This is a genomic window from Mesorhizobium sp. M8A.F.Ca.ET.218.01.1.1 (genome assembly GCF_004791165.1).
Classification (GTDB): Bacteria; Pseudomonadota; Alphaproteobacteria; order Rhizobiales; family Rhizobiaceae; genus Mesorhizobium.
The window spans coordinates 316679-334996 of record NZ_SRUZ01000003.1 but is presented as its reverse complement, the minus strand read 5'-3'; the positions used below and the strand labels follow the sequence as shown (position 1 = coordinate 334996).

General features: G+C 61.1%; 18 protein-coding genes and 2 pseudogenes. 9 read left to right on the top strand and 11 right to left on the bottom strand.

The annotated features are described in order from the left end of the window. Window positions 1-251: 251 nt before the first annotated feature. Complete coding sequence (locus EN861_RS12750; protein ID WP_127280667.1) at window positions 252-776, top strand: hypothetical protein; 525 nt, start codon at window positions 252-254, stop codon at window positions 774-776. 363 nt (window positions 777-1139) lie between these two features. Here EN861_RS12750 and EN861_RS12745 read toward each other — a convergent pair whose 3' ends face one another. Next, window positions 1140-1904, bottom strand: a complete 765-nt coding sequence (locus EN861_RS12745) for an SDR family oxidoreductase (protein ID WP_135863803.1) — start codon at window positions 1902-1904, stop codon at window positions 1140-1142. Window positions 1905-2316: 412 nt separating this feature from the next. Between EN861_RS12745 and EN861_RS12740 the strand changes: the two genes are divergently transcribed. Continuing rightward, window positions 2317-2973: an outer membrane protein gene (locus EN861_RS12740; RefSeq protein WP_127280635.1), complete on the top strand. Its 657-nt coding sequence runs from the start codon at window positions 2317-2319 to the stop codon at window positions 2971-2973. A gap of 65 nt (window positions 2974-3038) precedes the next feature. Here EN861_RS12740 and EN861_RS12735 read toward each other — a convergent pair whose 3' ends face one another. Next, window positions 3039-3635, bottom strand: a complete 597-nt coding sequence (locus tag EN861_RS12735) for a glutathione S-transferase (protein WP_127871450.1) — start codon at window positions 3633-3635, stop codon at window positions 3039-3041. A 433-nt stretch (window positions 3636-4068) separates the two neighbouring features. Beyond that, window positions 4069-4479, bottom strand: a complete 411-nt coding sequence (locus EN861_RS12730; RefSeq protein ID WP_189343621.1) for a hypothetical protein — start codon at window positions 4477-4479, stop codon at window positions 4069-4071. A 640-nt stretch (window positions 4480-5119) separates the two neighbouring features. On the opposite strand from EN861_RS12730, the gene EN861_RS12725 reads away from it, so the two are divergent. Further along, window positions 5120-5428 (top strand): transcriptional regulator, encoded by a 309-nt coding sequence (locus EN861_RS12725; RefSeq protein ID WP_127280633.1) that lies wholly within the window; start codon window positions 5120-5122, stop codon window positions 5426-5428. Here the strand turns inward: EN861_RS12725 and EN861_RS36815 are convergent. From EN861_RS36815 to EN861_RS12695, 6 genes and pseudogenes are all read right to left on the bottom strand, one after another. Then, window positions 5394-5780 (bottom strand): annotated as a pseudogene (locus EN861_RS36815) (LysE family transporter); the annotation flags it as partial. The gene EN861_RS12725 and the pseudogene EN861_RS36815 sit on opposite strands and share 35 nt — an antisense overlap. Before the next feature lie 160 nt (window positions 5781-5940). Beyond that, window positions 5941-6342: pseudogene (locus tag EN861_RS12715) on the bottom strand (EamA family transporter); the annotation flags it as partial. A 34-nt stretch (window positions 6343-6376) separates the two neighbouring features. Continuing rightward, window positions 6377-6829, bottom strand: a complete 453-nt coding sequence (locus EN861_RS12710; RefSeq protein WP_127871448.1) for a hypothetical protein — start codon at window positions 6827-6829, stop codon at window positions 6377-6379. A 186-nt stretch (window positions 6830-7015) separates the two neighbouring features. Then, window positions 7016-7882 (bottom strand): 23S rRNA (adenine(2030)-N(6))-methyltransferase RlmJ, encoded by an 867-nt coding sequence (locus EN861_RS12705; protein WP_127279838.1) that lies wholly within the window; start codon window positions 7880-7882, stop codon window positions 7016-7018. Continuing rightward, window positions 7879-8487 (bottom strand): hypothetical protein, encoded by a 609-nt coding sequence (locus EN861_RS12700; RefSeq protein WP_127279837.1) that lies wholly within the window; start codon window positions 8485-8487, stop codon window positions 7879-7881. The genes EN861_RS12705 and EN861_RS12700 overlap by 4 nt, the downstream gene beginning before the upstream one ends. Window positions 8488-8506: 19 nt before the next feature. Next, window positions 8507-9184: a TetR/AcrR family transcriptional regulator gene (locus tag EN861_RS12695; protein WP_127279836.1), complete on the bottom strand. Its 678-nt coding sequence runs from the start codon at window positions 9182-9184 to the stop codon at window positions 8507-8509. Between the two features lie 86 nt (window positions 9185-9270). On the opposite strand from EN861_RS12695, the gene EN861_RS12690 reads away from it, so the two are divergent. Continuing rightward, window positions 9271-9738 (top strand): carboxymuconolactone decarboxylase family protein, encoded by a 468-nt coding sequence (locus EN861_RS12690; protein ID WP_127279835.1) that lies wholly within the window; start codon window positions 9271-9273, stop codon window positions 9736-9738. Between the two features lie 769 nt (window positions 9739-10507). Here EN861_RS12690 and EN861_RS12685 read toward each other — a convergent pair. Beyond that, entirely contained in the window at window positions 10508-10732 is a 225-nt protein-coding gene (locus EN861_RS12685; RefSeq protein WP_127279834.1) for a hypothetical protein, read from the bottom strand. A 65-nt stretch (window positions 10733-10797) separates the two neighbouring features. Between EN861_RS12685 and EN861_RS12680 the strand changes: the two genes are divergently transcribed. Further along, window positions 10798-11847 (top strand): UDP-glucuronic acid decarboxylase family protein, encoded by a 1050-nt coding sequence (locus tag EN861_RS12680; RefSeq protein WP_127279833.1) that lies wholly within the window; start codon window positions 10798-10800, stop codon window positions 11845-11847. Then, window positions 11844-12869, top strand: coding sequence for a UDP-glucose 4-epimerase GalE (gene galE, locus EN861_RS12675; RefSeq protein WP_127871446.1), 1026 nt, complete (start codon window positions 11844-11846; stop codon window positions 12867-12869). The genes EN861_RS12680 and galE overlap by 4 nt, the downstream gene beginning before the upstream one ends. An 808-nt stretch (window positions 12870-13677) precedes the next feature. Here galE and EN861_RS12665 read toward each other — a convergent pair. Next, window positions 13678-14286 carry a DUF995 domain-containing protein gene (locus EN861_RS12665; protein ID WP_189343620.1) on the bottom strand — a complete coding sequence of 203 codons (609 nt, stop codon included), beginning with the start codon at window positions 14284-14286 and terminating at the stop codon, window positions 13678-13680. Window positions 14287-14480: 194 nt separating this feature from the next. Between EN861_RS12665 and EN861_RS12660 the strand changes: the two genes are divergently transcribed. From EN861_RS12660 to EN861_RS12650, 3 genes are all read left to right on the top strand, one after another. Beyond that, entirely contained in the window at window positions 14481-16106 is a 1626-nt protein-coding gene (locus EN861_RS12660) for a glycosyltransferase family 39 protein (protein ID WP_127280528.1), read from the top strand. A 184-nt stretch (window positions 16107-16290) separates the two neighbouring features. Continuing rightward, window positions 16291-17217, top strand: a complete 927-nt coding sequence (locus tag EN861_RS12655; RefSeq protein WP_135863801.1) for a lysylphosphatidylglycerol synthase domain-containing protein — start codon at window positions 16291-16293, stop codon at window positions 17215-17217. A 44-nt stretch (window positions 17218-17261) separates the two neighbouring features. Continuing rightward, window positions 17262-18266, top strand: coding sequence for a glycosyltransferase family 2 protein (locus EN861_RS12650; protein ID WP_210212407.1), 1005 nt, complete (start codon window positions 17262-17264; stop codon window positions 18264-18266). The last annotated feature ends 52 nt before the right edge of the window (window positions 18267-18318 follow it).

Here is an 18318-nt window from a genome sequence, read left to right as displayed (position 1 = left end):
GTGACCTGGGCATATTTCACCGTGGTGTCAATGCTGGAGTGGCGGGACAGTCCTTGGAACGACTGTAGGTTGCCTCTCCCGGCGACAGCAGCATTGACCCGATACCGCAAATTAATGACCGAGTTAAACCACCTCGGACGAACCGAGCGGTTGGCCAGCGCTCCTCCCCTAGGTCCAACTATCCAGGCATGGGGCAGCCGACTACGATGCCCAAGTGATAGATACTTCAACTTACTCACGAGGGAAATGTTATGCGAAAGTTCATGACGCTCATCGCGGTCACGTCGGTAGCTCTTTCGTCTGCGATGGCTGCCTATGCCCAGACAGAGAATCCCCTCCCAAAGGCCAGCGATGTCCTGGTCAAATATGGAGACGTCCAAGGCTGGACAGTTTACACCAATCAAACCCGCGGCGATTGCTTGCTCGTCCACTCGGACGGCCCAAGTTCGGTTCAAATGGGTGTTACCGCGAATCGGGAAGTCGGGTATCTTGGCGTGTTCACGACGGTGGATATCGGCCTCCAGAACGGGAAGCAGTCGGATATCTTCGTTTCTATCGACGGCCATCTCTACAAGGGAGTGGCCACCACCACGAACGGAATACTCAAGGGCGGATATTCTGGCGGCTACATCTTGACCGACGACCCGAAATTCAAGCGTGACGTGGCGAAGAGATATAAAATGATCGTGTTTCCTGAGACCAAGGGAGCCTTTGTCGTCGATCTGAAGGGGACTTACAAAGCAATGGCAATGGCGCGCAAGTGCCTCAAGCATTGACCGCCGGCCCAGCAATGTTCCACCCATCTCGGCCATTGGCTGCTACTGGCTGACTGGACTTTTGAAGCCGGAACCAGCGTATGACGCCTGAGAGCCGGATGTTGACGCGTCCGGTTCAGGGGCAGTCGGGCGTGGGGACACCTGTGACCCCTTCCGTCCAACCGCATATTACGCGGCACCGTGCTTGGGCAAGTGCCGACATTGGCGGCATGCCGGAGCCGCTCAGCGCTGCAGGTCGGGAGTGCTGCCGAACAGCCCCGGGGAGCGCCATCGTCAGAGACTTTTTCCAGAAGCCACAATCGTCGGGACAGCCCGGTTGTGCTTTTAGCCGATCAAATTAGACCCCAACAAGGATTTCGACTGCTATTCCGCCATGCCTGTCACATCGGGCGTCTGCCATGCAAGATGCTGGCCGCCATCGAGCGCGATCATCTGGCCGGTGACCGAGCGCGTCTCCCACAGATAGCGGATGGTGGCGCCGAATTCCGGCAATTCCGGGCCGCGCTTCAGAATCAGGCCGGCGACCTGCGCGTCAAAATCCGAATCGTCCTGGCGCGCGTTCTTCAGCGTCGGGCCCGGCCCGATCGCATTGACGCGGATGCGGGGCCCGAGCGCCTGTGCCAACATCTGCGTCTGGGTCCACAATGCCGATTTCGACAACGCATAGGAAAAATAGCGCGGCGTCGGCCGCCAGACGCGCTGGTCGATGATGTTGACGATCAGCCCCTCCCGCCCCTCCGGCAAGGAACGGGCGAAGGTCTGCGCCAACAGCGCCGGCGTCTTCACATGAATGGCGAAGTGGCGGTCCCAGGCGTGCCAGTCGAAATCTTCCACTGAATCGTCGACGAAGAGCGAAGCATTGTTGACCAGCAGCGAGATCGGGCCCAGCGCGGCTTCCGCCTGGCCGACGAGCTCGCTGACGGCGTCCATGTCGGTCAGATCAGCCGCAACCACGGCGGCGCGGCCGCCCGACCGGTTAATCCCCTCGGCCAGCGCATCCGCCTCATCGTGCGAGCGGTTGGAGTGGATGGCGACCGCAAAACCATGGCTGGCGAGGTCCTCGACGATCGCCTTGCCGATCCGTTTCGCTCCACCGGTCACCAGCGCCACGGCAGTGGCTTTGCTCATCTGTTGTCAATCCTCAATTTCGGCCCGAAAACGCGACGCCGGCGAAATATGGCCCGGCATGCGTTAAATGGTGTTCGCACCTGGGGCAGCATTGTGGCGAAGTGCCCGTTCGGCATGCCGAGCCCTCTTGGACTCGGAACCGCCGGACAGCAATATAGGACGCTGGACTCCTTGCACCAAGCGGTGTGCAGCGCAGCATAAACTGGCTGCTGACATTTCGCTGTTGCGAAGATGCAACGTCAAGGTTCTGCCTCATTCGTGCCGGGGAATGACCCAAGTTCAGGTTCGGTTCAGCCGCATTTTGACGCGACATTTGGAACCGACGAACGCCAGACCCGTTTCACCCCCCGGACGGGTTGATGGCGATCGTGAGAAACAAGCCTGTGTCCTGTGGCTTAAGGAGTAAAGAACAATGCAAGCCAATCTCAAATTCGCACGGCCGCTGGCTGTCGCAATCGGGCTCTTCGCCCTCGGTGGTACCGCTTATGCAGCGGACGTCGTTCAGGAAGAGCCGCCGGCACCCGCTCCGGTTGCCGAACTTCCGGTCGCTTCGTGGGCCGGCCCTTATGCCGGTATCAACCTCGGCTACGGCTTCAGCGGCAAGACCAAGGAAAAGGATCTTGGGTTCTCGACCGACACCAAGGGTTTCGACGGCAGTGTCTTCGGCGGCTACCAATGGCAGCAGGAGAACTTCGTGTACGGCGGTGAAGCCGAACTCGGCTACAACGGCGTCAAGGGTGACGACAATGGTATCCACTCCAAGGGTGGCTTCGAAGGTTCGCTGCGTGCCCGTCTGGGCTATGCCGTGACCCCGGAAATCCTGCTCTACGGCACCGGCGGTCTCGCCGGCAGAAGCCTGAAAGTGGAAGATTCCGACCTCCTCGCCAGCGACACCGCTACGATGATCGGCTGGACCGCCGGCGTCGGCACCGACATCAAGCTGACCGACAACGTGTTCGGCCGCGTCGAGTATCGCTACACCGACTTCGGCTCGAAGAGCTTCGACGGTATCGGCAAAGTCAAGGCGACGGACAACCGCGTCACCTTCGGCCTCGGTATGAAGTTCTAAGTCCATCCAAGCCACGACACGAAAAAGCCGGGCCTCGCGCCCGGCTTTTTTATTGCGGGTCGTTTTTAGGCGGGAACCGCCGACTTCAGCTCCGGGAATTTTTCGTCGAAGCGTGCAGCCCAGCGGGTCAACCGGCCGCGGCCCTTTTCCCATTTCCCGGCGAAGCGCAAAGAGAGATAGCCAAGGCAGGCACGCAACGCCATCTGACCGGCCGTGATCTTCTTCGGCAGTTTTGGCGGATTGGCATTGAGCAAATCGAGTGCGGCGGTGATCTTCGCCCACTGGCGGTCAAGCCAGGGTTGATAAACCATTTCGTCGGGCCGGGTGCGGCGCTCATAGACCATCGACAGCGCGCAATCGCAGATACCGTCGGCCAGCGCCTCCAGCACTTCCGCTTCCAGACGCTTGTCGGGATTGCGTGGAAACAACGCGTTCTTCGAAATCCGGTTGAGGTGCTGGGTGATGGCTCGGCTGTCGTGAACAGAACGGCCATCATCGAGCACCAGCACCGGGATCTTGCCGAGCGGATTGGCGCCGATCAGTTCGGCCGGCCTGTCCTCGGTCTTGACCGGCACCTCATCGATGGCGATCCCGGCATAGGCCGCGGCCATCCTTACCTTGGAGCTGTAGGGAGAGGTGGACGCGTAGAGCAGCTTCGGCATGATCGGTTTCCTGTTTGCGGACATCCAGTGTCGACCGCAGGGCTGTTGCGATCAATTGCCAGAGTGCAAAAAAACAGCAGCCAGAAACCGGCCGCGGTTTCCGTCCTGGCATCACCACAAGCCTGAAAGCAGCAGCCTGGAAAGCATCAGCAGGCACGACGGCAAGCCGCTGGAATTCGAACCTGCATTCACACTTCACAGGCGCCCATACTTCAGAGGCGCCAGAAGCCGTGCCGTGACCTTCGCCAACCACGGCAGGAGCGAAAGAGTGGGGCGAGCGAGGCAGCCAACCGGCGCCTCGCTTTGCTTGCCCCTCGGCCCGTTACCGACGCTCAGCCCCGAAGGCTGAACCCGCTGCCGAATATGCTCCTACACAGAACGTCAGAGCGTCCTTGCCGTGTCCCGAAGGACACGTGACGCCCCAACGCTCCGTCTACTTCTTGGCCGGAGCCTTCGCTTTCGCAGGCGCTGCCTTTGCCTTCGGGGCGGCGGCTTTCTTCACCGCCGGCTTGGTTGCGGCTGCTGCTGCTTTCATGGCTGGCCTTGCCGCGGCCTTCGCGGCGGGCTTCGCCGCAGCCTTGGCGGGTGCTGCCTTCTTGGCCGCGGGCTTTGCCGCCGCCTTCGCCGCGGGCTTTGCAGCCGCTTTCGCCGCGGGCTTTGCCGCCGCCTTGGCCGCTGGCTTCTTCGCCGGTGCCGCCTTCGCTGCCGGCTTTGCCGCTGCCTTGGCGGGCGCTGCCTTCTTCACTGCCGGCTTCGCAGCAGCCTTGGCGGGCGCCGGCTTCTTGGCCGGTGCTGCTTTCGCTGCGGGCTTTGCCGCCGCCTTCGCAGGCGCTGCTTTCTTCACTGCCGTAGCGGCCTTCGCCGCGACTGCTTTTGCGGGTGCTTTCTTTGCCGGAGTCTTGGATGCCGGCGCTTTAGATGACTGCTTAGCCATGTCATGCCCCTTCACGTTATGCCGATGGCCGTGAATGACCCCGGCGCGCAATGCATATCTGACTCGCGTCTCGCTAGCCAGCGAAGCAATGGTATGATTTTCTCACCTTAAATTTTGGTTGCGATCGCCACACAATCACACTCATCACCGGAAAAATCCGCGGTTGATCTTCCGACATCGCCAGCAATTCGACATCGGCATTCGCGATGCGAGCTCGCCATCAAGCTCCGAAGATTAGCGAGCAACTTCACGCACGATCTTTGGTCGTGAAGATCATGACTTGCCGTTTCATCGAGGCGATCATCTTTTGCAAGAGAGCGGTCCGTGCGGATCACGAGCGCGATGCGACGCCCGATCTGAAGATCACCTTGTCAAGCATGTTTCGAGCAGCAGCTTTCTGATTGACAGAATACTCTGTATAACAGAGTATTCTGTCACGGAGTCCGATCGCGCCTTCGATTTCGGTCATACAAAGGCAAGTGACACCCGCTGGCAGGGATTGCCGAGTCACACGGCGACAGGCCAAGGCTTTGCCGCATTGGAGCCATTGATGAGCGCCGACGACATTATCCACCAGAGTACGCGTCTCAGGATCATGGCCGTCCTGAACACGCTGGAAAGGCGCGAGGCCTTGGAGTTCACCCAGTTGAAAGCCATGATCGAAGCCACCGACGGCAATCTCGGGGCACATCTCGACACACTGGCCAGAGCTGGCTATGTCGACATTGAAAAACTTTTTGTCGGGCGTCGGCCGCAGACACGGGTCAGCGCCACGACGGCAGGACGGCGGGCCTTTCGCGGTCACATCGCCTTTCTTCGCAAGATCATCGATCAGGCCGAGGCACAACGCAGGAAATAGCCCAGCGACGAAGCGAACATCGGCACGTGGCGACGACCGCGACGCCGGCGCCGCGCGGTTCACCCGTCGCACGATCCTGGGTGTTCGCAGCAGACTACGAGCGCGGCCGGCGAGAACGACGTGCCCGCCGATCACCACAATTTCGACAGCCAGGATCACCGCGATCAGGATGCCGAGATGCGCTGATGCGAGCGAGGTTCCGACGACGTTCGGCAGCAGCGCCACATAGAACAACGGCGTTTTCGGATTGCCGAGATTGAGTGCGACACCCGTGGCGAAGATCGACAACAGCCCCCCGCCCGGAGACAGGTTTCAGCTCCGGTACCACCGGCGCGGCGGTCCAGAGCCTGATGGTGGCAAGGTCCATGGAGGCTCCCGAAAGTGACTTGTTGCTCTCGGGTTTCCGGCCTAGCCGAACCGGCCGTTGCCGGCATCAGAATAATCAGGATCGTCTCGACAATTGTCGATGGCAGCGGCATCGCAGCGTTTGTCGGCGAGCGTGAGCGTCGTCATCACGGCTGGAAGCCGAGACAAATGGCGCCGAGCGCGACGAGGGCGCAGGCGCCGACCCGCCGGGGCGTCAGCGTCTCGCCGAGAAACAGCCGACCGATGAAGGCCGCGAAGACGACGCTGGTCTCGCGGATCGCGGTGATCGGACCGGCAGGACCGAGTGCGAAGGCCGCCACCACGACGCCATAGGCCAAAAGCGCGAACAGGCCGCCGCCCAGCGCCTTCCACGTTTCCGGTGCCCGAGCATCGACGGCGAGCCTGCCGCGAAAAGCTACGAAGGTCGACGGCAGCAACAGGCCATAGGCCAGCAGGACCCAGGCGGTGTAGGCGCCGACATTGCCCGCCGCACGAACGCCAATCGCGTCGACCATCGCATAGGCGGCGATAATCGCCCCCGTTGCCAGGCGCGAAAAAGGATCGGAAAAGGAAGAAACGCGTTCAGCGCAAGACGCGGCAACGGCCGTTATAGACCATCCATCGATCGAAGCCCGAGACGCAGAACTCGACATTGTCGCCGATCGAGGCAAAGCCCTGGCCTTCCTCGATCAGATAGAAGATCGACCGATCCCGGCCATCCGACAGGCTGACGGTTGCCCGGCAATAGTGACGGCCGATCGGCCATTCCTCGCTCGCTTGCTCGTAGCGGTGCTGGCGAATGTCGCGAAAATCGGTGATAGCGACGTCGGGCAGATGCGGCACGTGATGCACCTGATAAGAGAACCGATCCGTGATCTTGCTCAGCACCCATGATTCGCCGCAGACGCTGCCATCGTCTTCAGTATAGACGGCGAGGTCAGCCGCCTTGACCGCCTGGGTGATCCCGAGAGGCGCGGCAAGCGGCGTGCAGAGCGAAATCAGGGCAGCAAGTGCGGATTTGGCGAAGCGAGTCATGGCAGCCTCTCAAGGTCGAATGCACGCACTGTGCGGATTCGCTTGACGGCGGTCAAGCGGTTGCCGAAACAATGGTTTCCAGAAACCGGTGCCGGACAGTTGCTGCAAGCAGCAATGCACTGGCGGCGGCGAAGTTCCCCAGAAGGCGGATCGTGCGGTCGTAACGAGCGCGGCGGTCGAAGGCGGCTATCCCGGCGGCGGGACCTGCTCGCCGGCCAGCCATTCCATCGACCAGTGCGCCGGTTTTGCCAGCGCAAGCAATCTGTGCAACGCCGGCAATACGGTTCTCAACTCACCTTCCAGCGTGAAGGGCGGATTGACCACCACCATGCCGGTGCCATCGAGGCTGGGTTCCGACGAGGCCGGCCTGATCTCGAATTCTATGTCGAGGATTTTCGGGATGCCGGATTGCTTCAGCGCTTTCCTGAAGGCGATCACCGCCCTACGGTCCTTGATCGGATACCAGAGCGCGTAGATGCCGCTGGGCCAGCGCTTGTGCGCCTTCACCAGCCCGTCGACGAGGCGGCCGAACTCACCCTCTTCCTCGAAGGGCGGATCGATGAGCACCAGGCCGCGCTTTTCCTTCGGCGGCAGGTGCGCTCCGAGTGCAAGCCAGCCGTCAATCTCCATCACCCTTGTCTGGAAATCGCCGGCGAACTCCGTCTTCAGCTTCGCGGCGTCTTTCGGGTGCAGTTCGATCGCCGACAACCGGTCCTGCTTGCGCAGGAGATTGCGCGCGAGCAACGGCGAGCCTGGATATTTCTTCACGCCGCCCTCGGGATTGAGTGAGCGCACCGCCGCCAGATAGGGCGCCAGCAGCGCCGCCGCCTTCGCGTCGAACGAGGTATCGATCAGCCTGCCGATGCCGCCCTGCCACTCACCGGTCTTTTGCGCTTCGAGTGACGACAGGTCGTAGCGGCCAATGCCGGCATGGGTGTCAACGACACGAAACGCCTTGTCCTTCTGCTTCAGATATTCGAGCAGGCGCGTCAGCACGACATGCTTGACGACATCGGCAAAATTGCCGGCGTGGTAGGCGTGGCGGTAGTTCACGTGGGACCCCTGCCCCAGCGTGGAGGCGGCTGCGAGTTCGGATTTTCCGGTCGTCCGCCACCGGAACGCAAGGACAGCAGGAAGCCGATCAAGCCGACCGCCATCAGCGAGAAGCCTATCGGCCGCGAGCGGCCGTCGATTTCCCCGACGCCGGAGCGCAAGACAAGGTCGACCGCTCGCATCGGTATGTCGTCGGCGTCGCCCGGGCCGACGGTGAAGACGTAGGCGCCAGGGTTGACAGTGGCAATCAGGCCAGCTTCGTCGCGAAAGATCTTGTCGGGCAGTTGCGGGCTGGCCTGGCGCGGATTGTCCACGTGGTTGAACTGCAGCGTCGAGGCAAGCACCGTGCGGCCATTGGTGGCCGCGGTCAGCGTCAACACCGTGCGCTGCTGCGAAACGATGCGTTCGGCCCTTGCCGTCAGGTCCACCAGCACCCGCACCGGCGCATCTCGACCTTTGAGCGATACGGTCAACGGCCTGAACCGGCCTTGCTCATAGACCCGCCAGGTGCCGATTTCGCGACCGGAGAAATTCGTCATCGCCCAGGGGTAGATGAGACCGATGCCGGTGCCGGCCAACAGGATCAGGACAAACAGAAAGCGCATTCAGGCGGTCACCTTGCAATCAAACCTTGCCGGACGGCTGGCTTGCATTCGCACCGTCGCGCAGGCGCTCCATTTCGTCCAGCACCATGTCGAGGCCGAGTTCGAATGTCTTGTCGAATTCGGCGGCACCAAAAAAGCGCCCGGCTGCCATGACATTTGGATAGTCCCTGGCCAATTGCTCGTCGCTGACCGTGTTCACCGCGGACGGGCCTCTGGAATAGCCCGCATTCTCGTCCAGCACCGCGCCCATCAGATAGTATCCGACGGTGCGGAACAGCCGCGCGCTGAGTTCAGTGTCGAAGCCGCCGTCCTTGAACAAGCCGATAATGCCGTTCAACCAGGCAAGGCAAGTCGGCGAGTTCATCCGATAGGTAACGATGAAACTGGAATAGGCGGGATGGTCGCGGCCGATGCGGCGAAAATCCTCAATGGCGATGCGCATTCTTTGCCGCCAGGGAAGGCTGGCGTCGGGGATTTCGAGCGCACCGATCAGCCGGTCGACCAGCGCTTCGTGCAGATGCGCCACTGAGGGAAAGTGATGGTAGATGCTCATCGCCTCGCAGCCGAGCGCAGCGGCGAGCTTGCGCATCGAAAAGCCGGAAAGCCCCTCCCTCTCGATCACCTCGAAAGCCGCGTCCTCGATCATTTCGCGGGACAGACGCCCGCGTGCTCTCTTTTTCTTGATTGATTGATCCATTAGCGCTGGCCTGACAGCTTACAGTGTAAGGTTCATTTTCACGATCACCTTACATCGTAAGGCTAGCAAAGGCCAGAGGAGAAACCATGTCGTACCATCGCATCGTCAAATCCATACAGTCTTCGTCCCATCGTGCTTTCCTGTTCGCCGCCGCCTGCGTGCTGTCGCTCGGCACCGGGCTGGCCCGTGCCGACGACTATGATGCCACCCTCAAGGACATACAGTCGACCATGGGCGGTGTACCGAGCTTTGTGAAACAGTTTCCCAAAACCGGTCTGCCCGGTGCCTGGGCCGAGGTCAAGGCCATCGAACTCAGCGACAAGACGGCGCTGCCGCCCAAGGTCAAGTCGCTGATCTCCCTAGCCGTGGCGGCACAGATCCCTTGCACCTACTGCATCTGGTCGGACACGCAGGACGCCAAGCGCGCCGGCGCAACCGACGAGGAGATCCAGGAAGCCGTGGCGATGGCGGCGCTGACCCGCCACTGGAGCACAATCTTCAACGGCATGCAGGTCGATTTCGATACATTCAAGAAGGAAATGGGCGGGCAGTAAGCCCGCTGGCAAGCCTGGCCTGCTTCAAGAGAGATCCATCACACTCGACAAAAGGGCTGGGATGGCCCGCAGCGAAGCGGGCCATCGTCAGCCTCGGCCATTTTACGGCTCGCACACCAGTGCTGCGTTCAACCCGAATGCGTGATCGCGCAATAGACAAGAGCCTGCCTAAGCCCTCAAATGCCATTGCCGAGATAGCCGGCATTCCACTATAAATTCGACGCGCCTGAAAGGGGAATGTCGCCTCGCATCTTTACGGATGAGGGACCTCGAATGCACAGAGATCACGGGCGGCCCGACGAAAAGAAATCGGGATTAAACCTTATTCCCGCGGGCCGATTTTGCCTTCTAATTTTGACTGTTGGTCTGCCCTGCGCCACTGCCAGCTGCGATGCGGATTCCATTCACAAAGCGATACTGGCAAGGTTTTCACAACCGAATGTTTACGTCTGCAGCCCGAGCGGATTTGGGCAACAATCTCATTGCAACCTGAAGATTTGAATCGTTCTGAACCTTCTTCATTCGGGTAGTTCTCCGGGGCTGCGCATCCCAGTGCCTCACGAGGGCACTTCCCGGCATTCCTCGATATCAAGCTTTTTGATGGCGCGCCCGAGAACAGCTCGCCGTGGCATGTGGAATCTCTTCGCGGTCGAGCCAATATGCTGATTCAAAATGAGGAACCGCGCCCACGGCCACCTGCACGCGACTAGCGGGCGTGCCGCCTCATGATTAACCATTGGCAAACACAATTGGTTAAGAAATCGCTAATTTAGTTGACTGGAATTTCCACAGGTATATTTTCAATTCGTTGGGATGTGCAATTTGGGCGAGCAATCGGCGATGATGGCACCAAGCGCGTGATCGCGATCTCGGGGCGCATGGACTGCTGAACGGCAGCATAGAAGCCGCGCGGCAGTGGCTCCGCAAACTCAGAAAATGACAAGCGCGCATCAATGATGGCGATCCGCGGATGCGGAGGATTGCCGCGTTTCAAGAACGTGGCCGGGCAGTGCTTTGCCCCGGCCCGACGGGTAGTGTTGCGGTGCGTAGGAGGACTGAATGAGTAAGGTCGTAAAGGTTCTGAAACTTGGTTCCAGGAACGACCAAGAGGGCAACGGCAAGGGCCACAACCGAAGCCGGGCTCTGGTCGCCGGGGGCGCTGGCTTCCTGGGATCGCACCTGTGCGAACGTCTTTTGCAGGACGGATACGACGTCGTCGCGGTGGACAATTTCCATACCGGCAAAAGATACAATCTCAATGCGCTGCTGCACGATCCGAGATTCAGCTGCATCGAGCACGACATCGTCGATCCATTGACCTTGGACCTCCGGTTCGACGAGATCTACAATCTCGCCTGCCCCGCTTCTCCGCCACACTACCAGGCAGATCCGATCCATACCTTCAAGACGAGCGTGCTTGGCGCGCTGAACCTGTTGGAACTGGCGCGTCGCAACAACGCCAAGATATTCCAGGCCTCCACGTCCGAGGTCTACGGCGATCCCTTCGTGCACCCGCAACCCGAAAGCTATTTCGGCAATGTCAACACGCACGGACCGCGGTCCTGCTATGATGAAGGCAAACGCTCGGCCGAAACCCTGTTCTTCGACTATTCGAGGACATATGGCCTCGATATTCGCGTTGCCCGCATCTTCAACACCTACGGCCGCCGCATGCAGCCCGACGACGGGCGCGTCGTCTCGAACTTCATCGTCCAGGCGTTGCGCGGCGAAGACCTGACCGTCTATGGCAGCGGCTTGCAGACCCGTTCCTTCTGCTACGCCGACGACCTGATCGAGGGCTTCATGCGGCTGATGAACGCGCCGAGTGCCCCTACCCACCCGGTCAACCTCGGCAATCCCGGCGAATTCACCATCATGGAACTCGCGACGCTGGTCGTGGGCTACACCAATTCCAGATCAAAGATCGTGCATCGGCCACTGCCGATCGACGATCCCAGGCAGCGCAAGCCGGACATTTCCTTCGCCAGGAACAATCTCGGTTGGGAGCCGAGGATCAATTTGGCCCAGGGGCTCGCGCATACCGTCGACTATTTCGACACCCTGCTCTACGGAAGGCGGCTGGCCAAGGGCGCCGCGGCGGCTTCATGACCGGGAAAGCAATCCTGGTAACAGGGGGAGCCGGCTTTATTGGCAGCCACACCTGCAAACTGCTTGCCGCCGCCGGTTACCTGCCCGTGGCCTTCGACAATCTATCCCGCGGCAACGAGAAGTCCGTCGCCTGGGGGCCGCTTGTCGTCGGCGATATCCGGGACCGTGCCGCAATGCAGGCGGCTATCGCCACGTACCAGCCGACCGCTGTCATCCACTTCGCGGCGCTGGCCTATGTCGGCGAGTCCGTCCAGCAGCCGGCCGAATACTATTCGACCAATGTGGCGGGCACCATCGCCGTGCTCGATGCCGCACGCGCGCACGCCATTGAAAACATCATTTTCTCCAGCAGTTGCGCCACCTACGGCGTGCCGGAAGCATTGCCCGTTCGCGAGAGTTCGTCGCAAAATCCGATCAGCCCTTATGGCCGTACCAAGCTGATGGGCGAACAGATCATCGGCGACTATGCGTCCGCATACGGAATGAAGTTTGCCATCCTGCGCTACTTCAACGCCTGTGGGGCCGATCCCGACGGGGAACTCGGCGAGTGGCATACGCCGGAAACGCATCTGGTTCCCAGGGTTCTGATGGCGGCGTCAGGCATCATCGATGAAATCGAGGTCTTCGGCACCGACTATGAGACGCCGGACGGGACTTGCGTGCGCGACTACATCCATGTCAGCGACCTGGCTCGCGCCCACCTGAAAGCTCTCCAACACCTGGAAGGCGGAGGACAAAGCCTAGCGGTCAACCTCGGCACCGGACAAGGCGTATCCATCAGGGAGATTGTCCAGGCGGTCAGCCGGGTGACGTCAAGACCGGTCCCGGCCGTCTTCAGGGCCCGGCGCCCGGGGGACCCGGCCGAACTCTATGCCGATCCGAGCAAGGCGCGCGCGCATCTTGGCTTTGTGCCTGAGCTTTCCGACATCGACACGATCGTCAGGACGGCCGCCCCATTCTTCGGGCTGCGGACGAAACCGGAGACACTGCCGCCAAGCAAGGCGGCAGCATCTGCCCGATAGATCACAGAGAGCGGGCTCGGCAACTGGCGCGCTGGCCAAATCCGCTGGGACTGCAGACATAGGGCGAACCGCCCGAGAACGTAGCGCCATCGACGGGATCGAAAGCGACCTTCACAGGTCCCAACGTCGGGGTTGTAACCGGCGGCGGTGCAAAAGCGTAAGTTCTTTCAGTGGTCCGTGTGGTGCTTGTCATCAGGACCTGGGGCTCGGCCCTGAGCGACTGCACAACATATCCACCTTGGAATGGCTGGACTGGAGGCCTGCTCTGGACCGGGTGCACGGCTGGCGTGATGATGACGGAACCGGTATTGGTCGCATCCATGACCTGACACCCTGCAACCAGGGAGGTCACCGCCACCACAACAATAGAGAGGGCTTTCTTGCTTGGGCGAAATACGCCCGCTGCGGAATTGTTCGCCATGTGTCCCTTGCCTTTGAGTAAAGCCAGGACGCGTTGCGACGCCTGCGCCGCCTCACGTCGTTTCAGTGACCACTCGCACATCACACAAGAATATTAGACATCACTAATTATTAAATTTCATGAAAGCCGTATGGTGGTGTACCCACCGTCTCGTCGTTCTGTCAGAGAGGAATCGAATGCGACCATTTGGCGGTCGGTGCGACGGCAATTCCTGCCGGACTGCTCCGCGCTTTTATAAGCGATTCGCAAGCTTCTTCACAGGCCCGGCAAAAGCAGCCTGCCTGACTCCGACACGCCGCACACGCCGTCACCGATGCCATATGGGGACGCGCCAACGGAGCCAGGAACGGCGTTTCCCGTCATGCCGTGGGCCCAGCCTGGCCAGCCTTAATTCTTGGAATCGACCAACTTACGGGCCTCTTCAAACTGAGCGGCCTTGGTATCACCAGGTTCGAATTTTCGGTGTTCGTCGGAGGGATCCTCGGGAGTTCGTTTGAAACTGTACCATTCCCCGTCCGGATCCTTGCGCTGCTCGATGGTTCCATCCTTGATCTGATGGCTATAGCAGGTACGCTGCTGTTTGCCCTTGTAGCTCTTGGATCGCCAGGCGACATCCATGCACATCTTGCCGTCCTTGGTCACCAGCCACCTGCCCTCGGCGACAGAGGCTGAATCCTGCCCCGACGTCCAGGCCTCGAGGCGTCGATTGCCCCGTGCGAAATAGGCCGCTCCGTTTTTCCACACCCATGTGCGATCGGCATACAGAAGCTGCAACTCATAGGGGGTTGGCACAGTGGCACTGTCCGCTTTTGCAGGTGCGCCGTCTTTGGCGGCGGCCGCGTGGGTCGCTCCCGCGAGGGCCACCTGACCGCAGAAGGCGAAGAGAAACAGCAGCGGCGTGAAACTTGCAGTCCGACGAGGTTCGTTGTGTGGCCGATGGTCGACGCCAAGCGGCGGCAAGCTGGTCGGAGCTATCGGTACAATCGGCGTTGGCATGTCTGTATTGTGGCCCAAGGCAGCGCTGTCGGCGCGACAGGCCTGAGAACTATTTAACAGCCGCGGGAGCTGCGATGTCAACTTTCGCGACGCCCGCTTTCGCCAAAATTAAGGATTGCGTCGTATACTCCTTCACCTTTGACAATCGCGTGTAAAAGCAACATCCGCAGACGTCAGAGAGGATGCGGTTTCAAATGGGCGCCGACCCGGAACTAAATCAGGCCGAGGTTCAGCAATACCCGCGGCAGCCGACTGCTTGGGGCTCGGCTGCTCGCAATTACCTGAACCTCGACACGGCTATCTTGCTGGGGATCCTGTTCATCGCGATCGTGTTCAGGTTCCACAACATAACCTTGCCGCTGGTCGACGTCTTCAGCTGGCGCGAGACAAGCACAGCAATGATGGCCGACAATTTTCAACAGCGTAGCTGGAATATCTTCTTCCCTGAGGTCAGTTGGACCGGGCCCGGGCCGAGTTATCAGGGCCGCGAGTTCCAGATCGTCAGCTATCTGACCGCCCTGCTCTACCAACTCTTCGGCTGGCACGACTGGTTTGGCCGCATGGTTGCGGCCTTCTTCGGTCTGGTCACGGTGTTTTCTCTGCACAGGTTGACGGCGCTATGCTGGGGCGAAACGCATGCCCATGCGGCGGCGCTTGCCTATGCGCTGATGCCGGCGGCGATCATGATCGACAGCTCGTTTCTTCCAGATCCGTCGATGTTGGCCCTGGTGACAACAGGCGTCTGGCTTTTCGCGAGGTACTGGGCCGGCGGCAGCAGCTGGCTTTTGCCGGTTGCCACCGTCAGTTTCTCGCTCGGCGTGCTGGCGAAACCGCCGGGGCTCGCCGCCGGCGCCGTCATTTTCTACCTGATGGTTTGCTGGATTGTCGAGAAGAAGCGAAAGCAGGCGACCAGGGTGTTCCTGTCAGGGCTTTTGAGCCTGGCCATCATCGCCGCATATTTCAGCTGGGCGATCTATCTCGGCCGAACCTATCCGCCATTTCATGTCGCGGGCAGCGGTTATATCTGGGATTCCGGTTTCTGGACATTCTTCAAGGAGAGCTTCTACTTCAAATCGGTGTGGAACACCTCGGTTTGGTGGTTCTACGGCTATCCGTTCATGGTGCTGATCGCGGTGGGCTTCTGGATGCCGCCCCCCGCCGAAAACCAGAAACAACGTACACTTTCGGCCATTCCTTATGTTTGGCTGGTGGCGGCCATGGCCGTCTATCTGGCGGCGGCGCGCGAGATCACCAGCAATCCCTGGAATTACCACATCTTCCATGTCCCGTTGGCGATGTTCTGCGGCCGAGGAGCACTGGTCCTGGCAACTCTGCCATGGGGCAACGCTCCGTCGCCGGCCATGGTCCTGCGCTCGATCTGTATCGTGGCCGTGACGCTGGTGTGGTCGACCTTTCCCCTCGTCAAGACAATGAAGAAGCCGGTTGCCATCAATGGCAAGCTGCTCGGCGAGGAACTGGCGAGATTGGCACAACCGGGTGACCTCGTCGTCGCAATAGCGCCCGAGGTCGGCGATCCAGTGGCTGTCTACTACAGCAGGGCGCGCGGCTGGGTGTTCCCGCCCGGCGGCGGCGATGTCGAATGGTCGAAATTCGTCGCGGACGACGACACCGCGATCGCGCAGCTCGAGGAGTTGCGCGCGCAAGGCGCAGATCTGTTCGGCGCGGCCAAGAACGCCGCCGACAAGCAAGACCTGCTGTTCGTCGAGCATCATAACGGGGTCATCGACTATCTGGACAAGACCGGAACCAAGCTTGTGGATTCCGATGATTTGCTGGTCTATAGGATCACCCGCCCTTGAGAGCCGCGACGGTCGGGGGCCGTGGGTTTTGGACATGCTCCCAGCAGTCGACGGCTCCGCATTTCGTCCGCGGGAGTTCGGCAAGGCGGTGGGCCAGGCGCCGAGTCCGGTTGACGCCATGGGCATCCGGGCACCACGCATTGCCGCCGCCCGGACGAGGCGGCGAAAACCAGCGGAGAATTGGTTGAAAAGAGCAATCTCGATAGTCGCGACGCTGGCCCTGCTGGTCTGGCTCACCAGCGACTCGCGCTGGAGGACGGTCGGCGACGCCTTCGACCGCGTCACGCCCGGGACGCTCGCGGTGGCGACGCTCGCTTTTTTCGTCACCTATGTCTTGCGAACGCTGCGCGTCTGCGACGAGTTCCGCGACGAGGTGCAAGGCCGTTTCGGCGCCTGCCTGCGCGTTATCCTGATCCACAACGCGATGATCAACGTCGTCCCTTTCCGCGGCGGCGAGACGGCTTTTCCCCTGCTCCTGCGCCAGATCTTCGGCGTACCGCTCATGCGCGCCAGCGCCTCGCTGCTGTGGTTCCGGCTGCAGGATGCCTTCGTCGTCGGCGTGCTGGCGTTGGCGGTTTGGCCAGGCCTGCATCCGGCGATCAGGGTCGCGGGCGTGGCCGTCCTGGTCGCGGTGGCATGGTACCTGCCGCGCTGGGCGCGCGCGCCGCATGACTGGGCCGGGCGCGGCAAGATCGTGGCCAAGCTCGGCTTGCTTCGCGACATCTTCACCGAGGCGACGGGGCGCTCGCGCTACGGCTGGTGGTGGACGATCGCCAACTGGTCGCTGAAGCTCGCCGTGCAGGGATGGCTGCTGGCGCTGATACTTGGCACATCGTTCACCACCGCCTTTCCAGGCGTCGTCGGCGCCGAAGGCGCCGCGATATTGCCGGTGCAAGGCGTCGCCGGTTTCGGCACCTACGAAGCGGCGGCGGCGGCGGCGCTGCTGACTTCCGGAATTGCGATGAAGAGCGGCTTGCAGGCGGCGCTGGCATTGCACCTCTTCATCCTGTGCTCAGCTGTCGTCACGGGCGCGATTGCCTGGCTGTTTCCCTCGAAATCGACGCTGCCGGGGAACCCGGCCGCCGGATCTGCAAGGAAGCCATCCCTATGACCGTATTACCTATCCCTGCTTCGGGACTGCCCGACGGCGCGGTGATGCCGGACCATACGCTGTCCATCGTCGTGCCCATGTATAACGAGGCCGAAAACGTCGAGCCGCTGCTGGCGCGGATTCACCAGGCCATGGAACATTATGGCCAGCCATGGGAGGTCGTGCTGGTCGATGACGGCAGCACCGACGCGACCGTGAGCGAGATCAGGCGCCTGGCGGCGCAATACGGCCCGCATGTGCATTCGGTCGAGCTGGTGCGCAACTACAAGCAGACCGCCGCCATGCAGGCCGGCATAGACGCGGCACGCGGCGACGTCATCGCCACGATCGACGGCGACCTGCAGAACGATCCCTACGACATTCCGCGCATGGTCTACCGCTTGCTGAGCGAGGATCTCGACCTGGTGGTCGGCTGGCGCAAGGATCGCCAGGAAGGGTTTTTTATGCGCCGGCTCCCCTCGCGCATCGCCAACGCGTTGATCGCGCGTGTCACCGGCGTGCGCCTCAAGGATTATGGCTGCAGCCTCAAGGTCTATCGCGGCACCGTCATCCGCAGCGTCAAGCTCTATGGCGAGATGCACCGCTTCATCCCGGCATGGCTGGCCACGGTGACGACCCCACGACGCATCGCACAAGAGGTGGTGACGCATCACGCCCGCATTCACGGTCAGTCCAAATACGGGATTTCGCGCACCTTCAGGGTCGTGCTCGATCTGGTGTTCATGTATTTTTTCATGCGCTATCGCACCCGGCCCGGTCATTTCTTCGGTGGTATCGGCATCGTGCTCGGCGCGCTGGGTTCGCTGATCCTTGCCTATCTGCTTTGTCTGAAGGTGTTTTTCGAGGAAGCCATCGGAACACGGCCGATGCTGTTCACCGGCTTCTTCCTGCTGATCGCCGGGGTGCAGATGGTGACGTCGGGCGTGCTGGCGGAAATGCTGGCACGCGTCTATCACGAAGCGAACGGATCGTCGGCCTACGTCGCGCGGCCGCGGTCGGCGCCGGAAGACAATGATAGCGGCTGGCACCGCCCCGCCCGTTTGTCGTGACGTGATCGGAATACCGGACAGGGATTTCGGTTTCAGGCGGAAAGTGCCGATC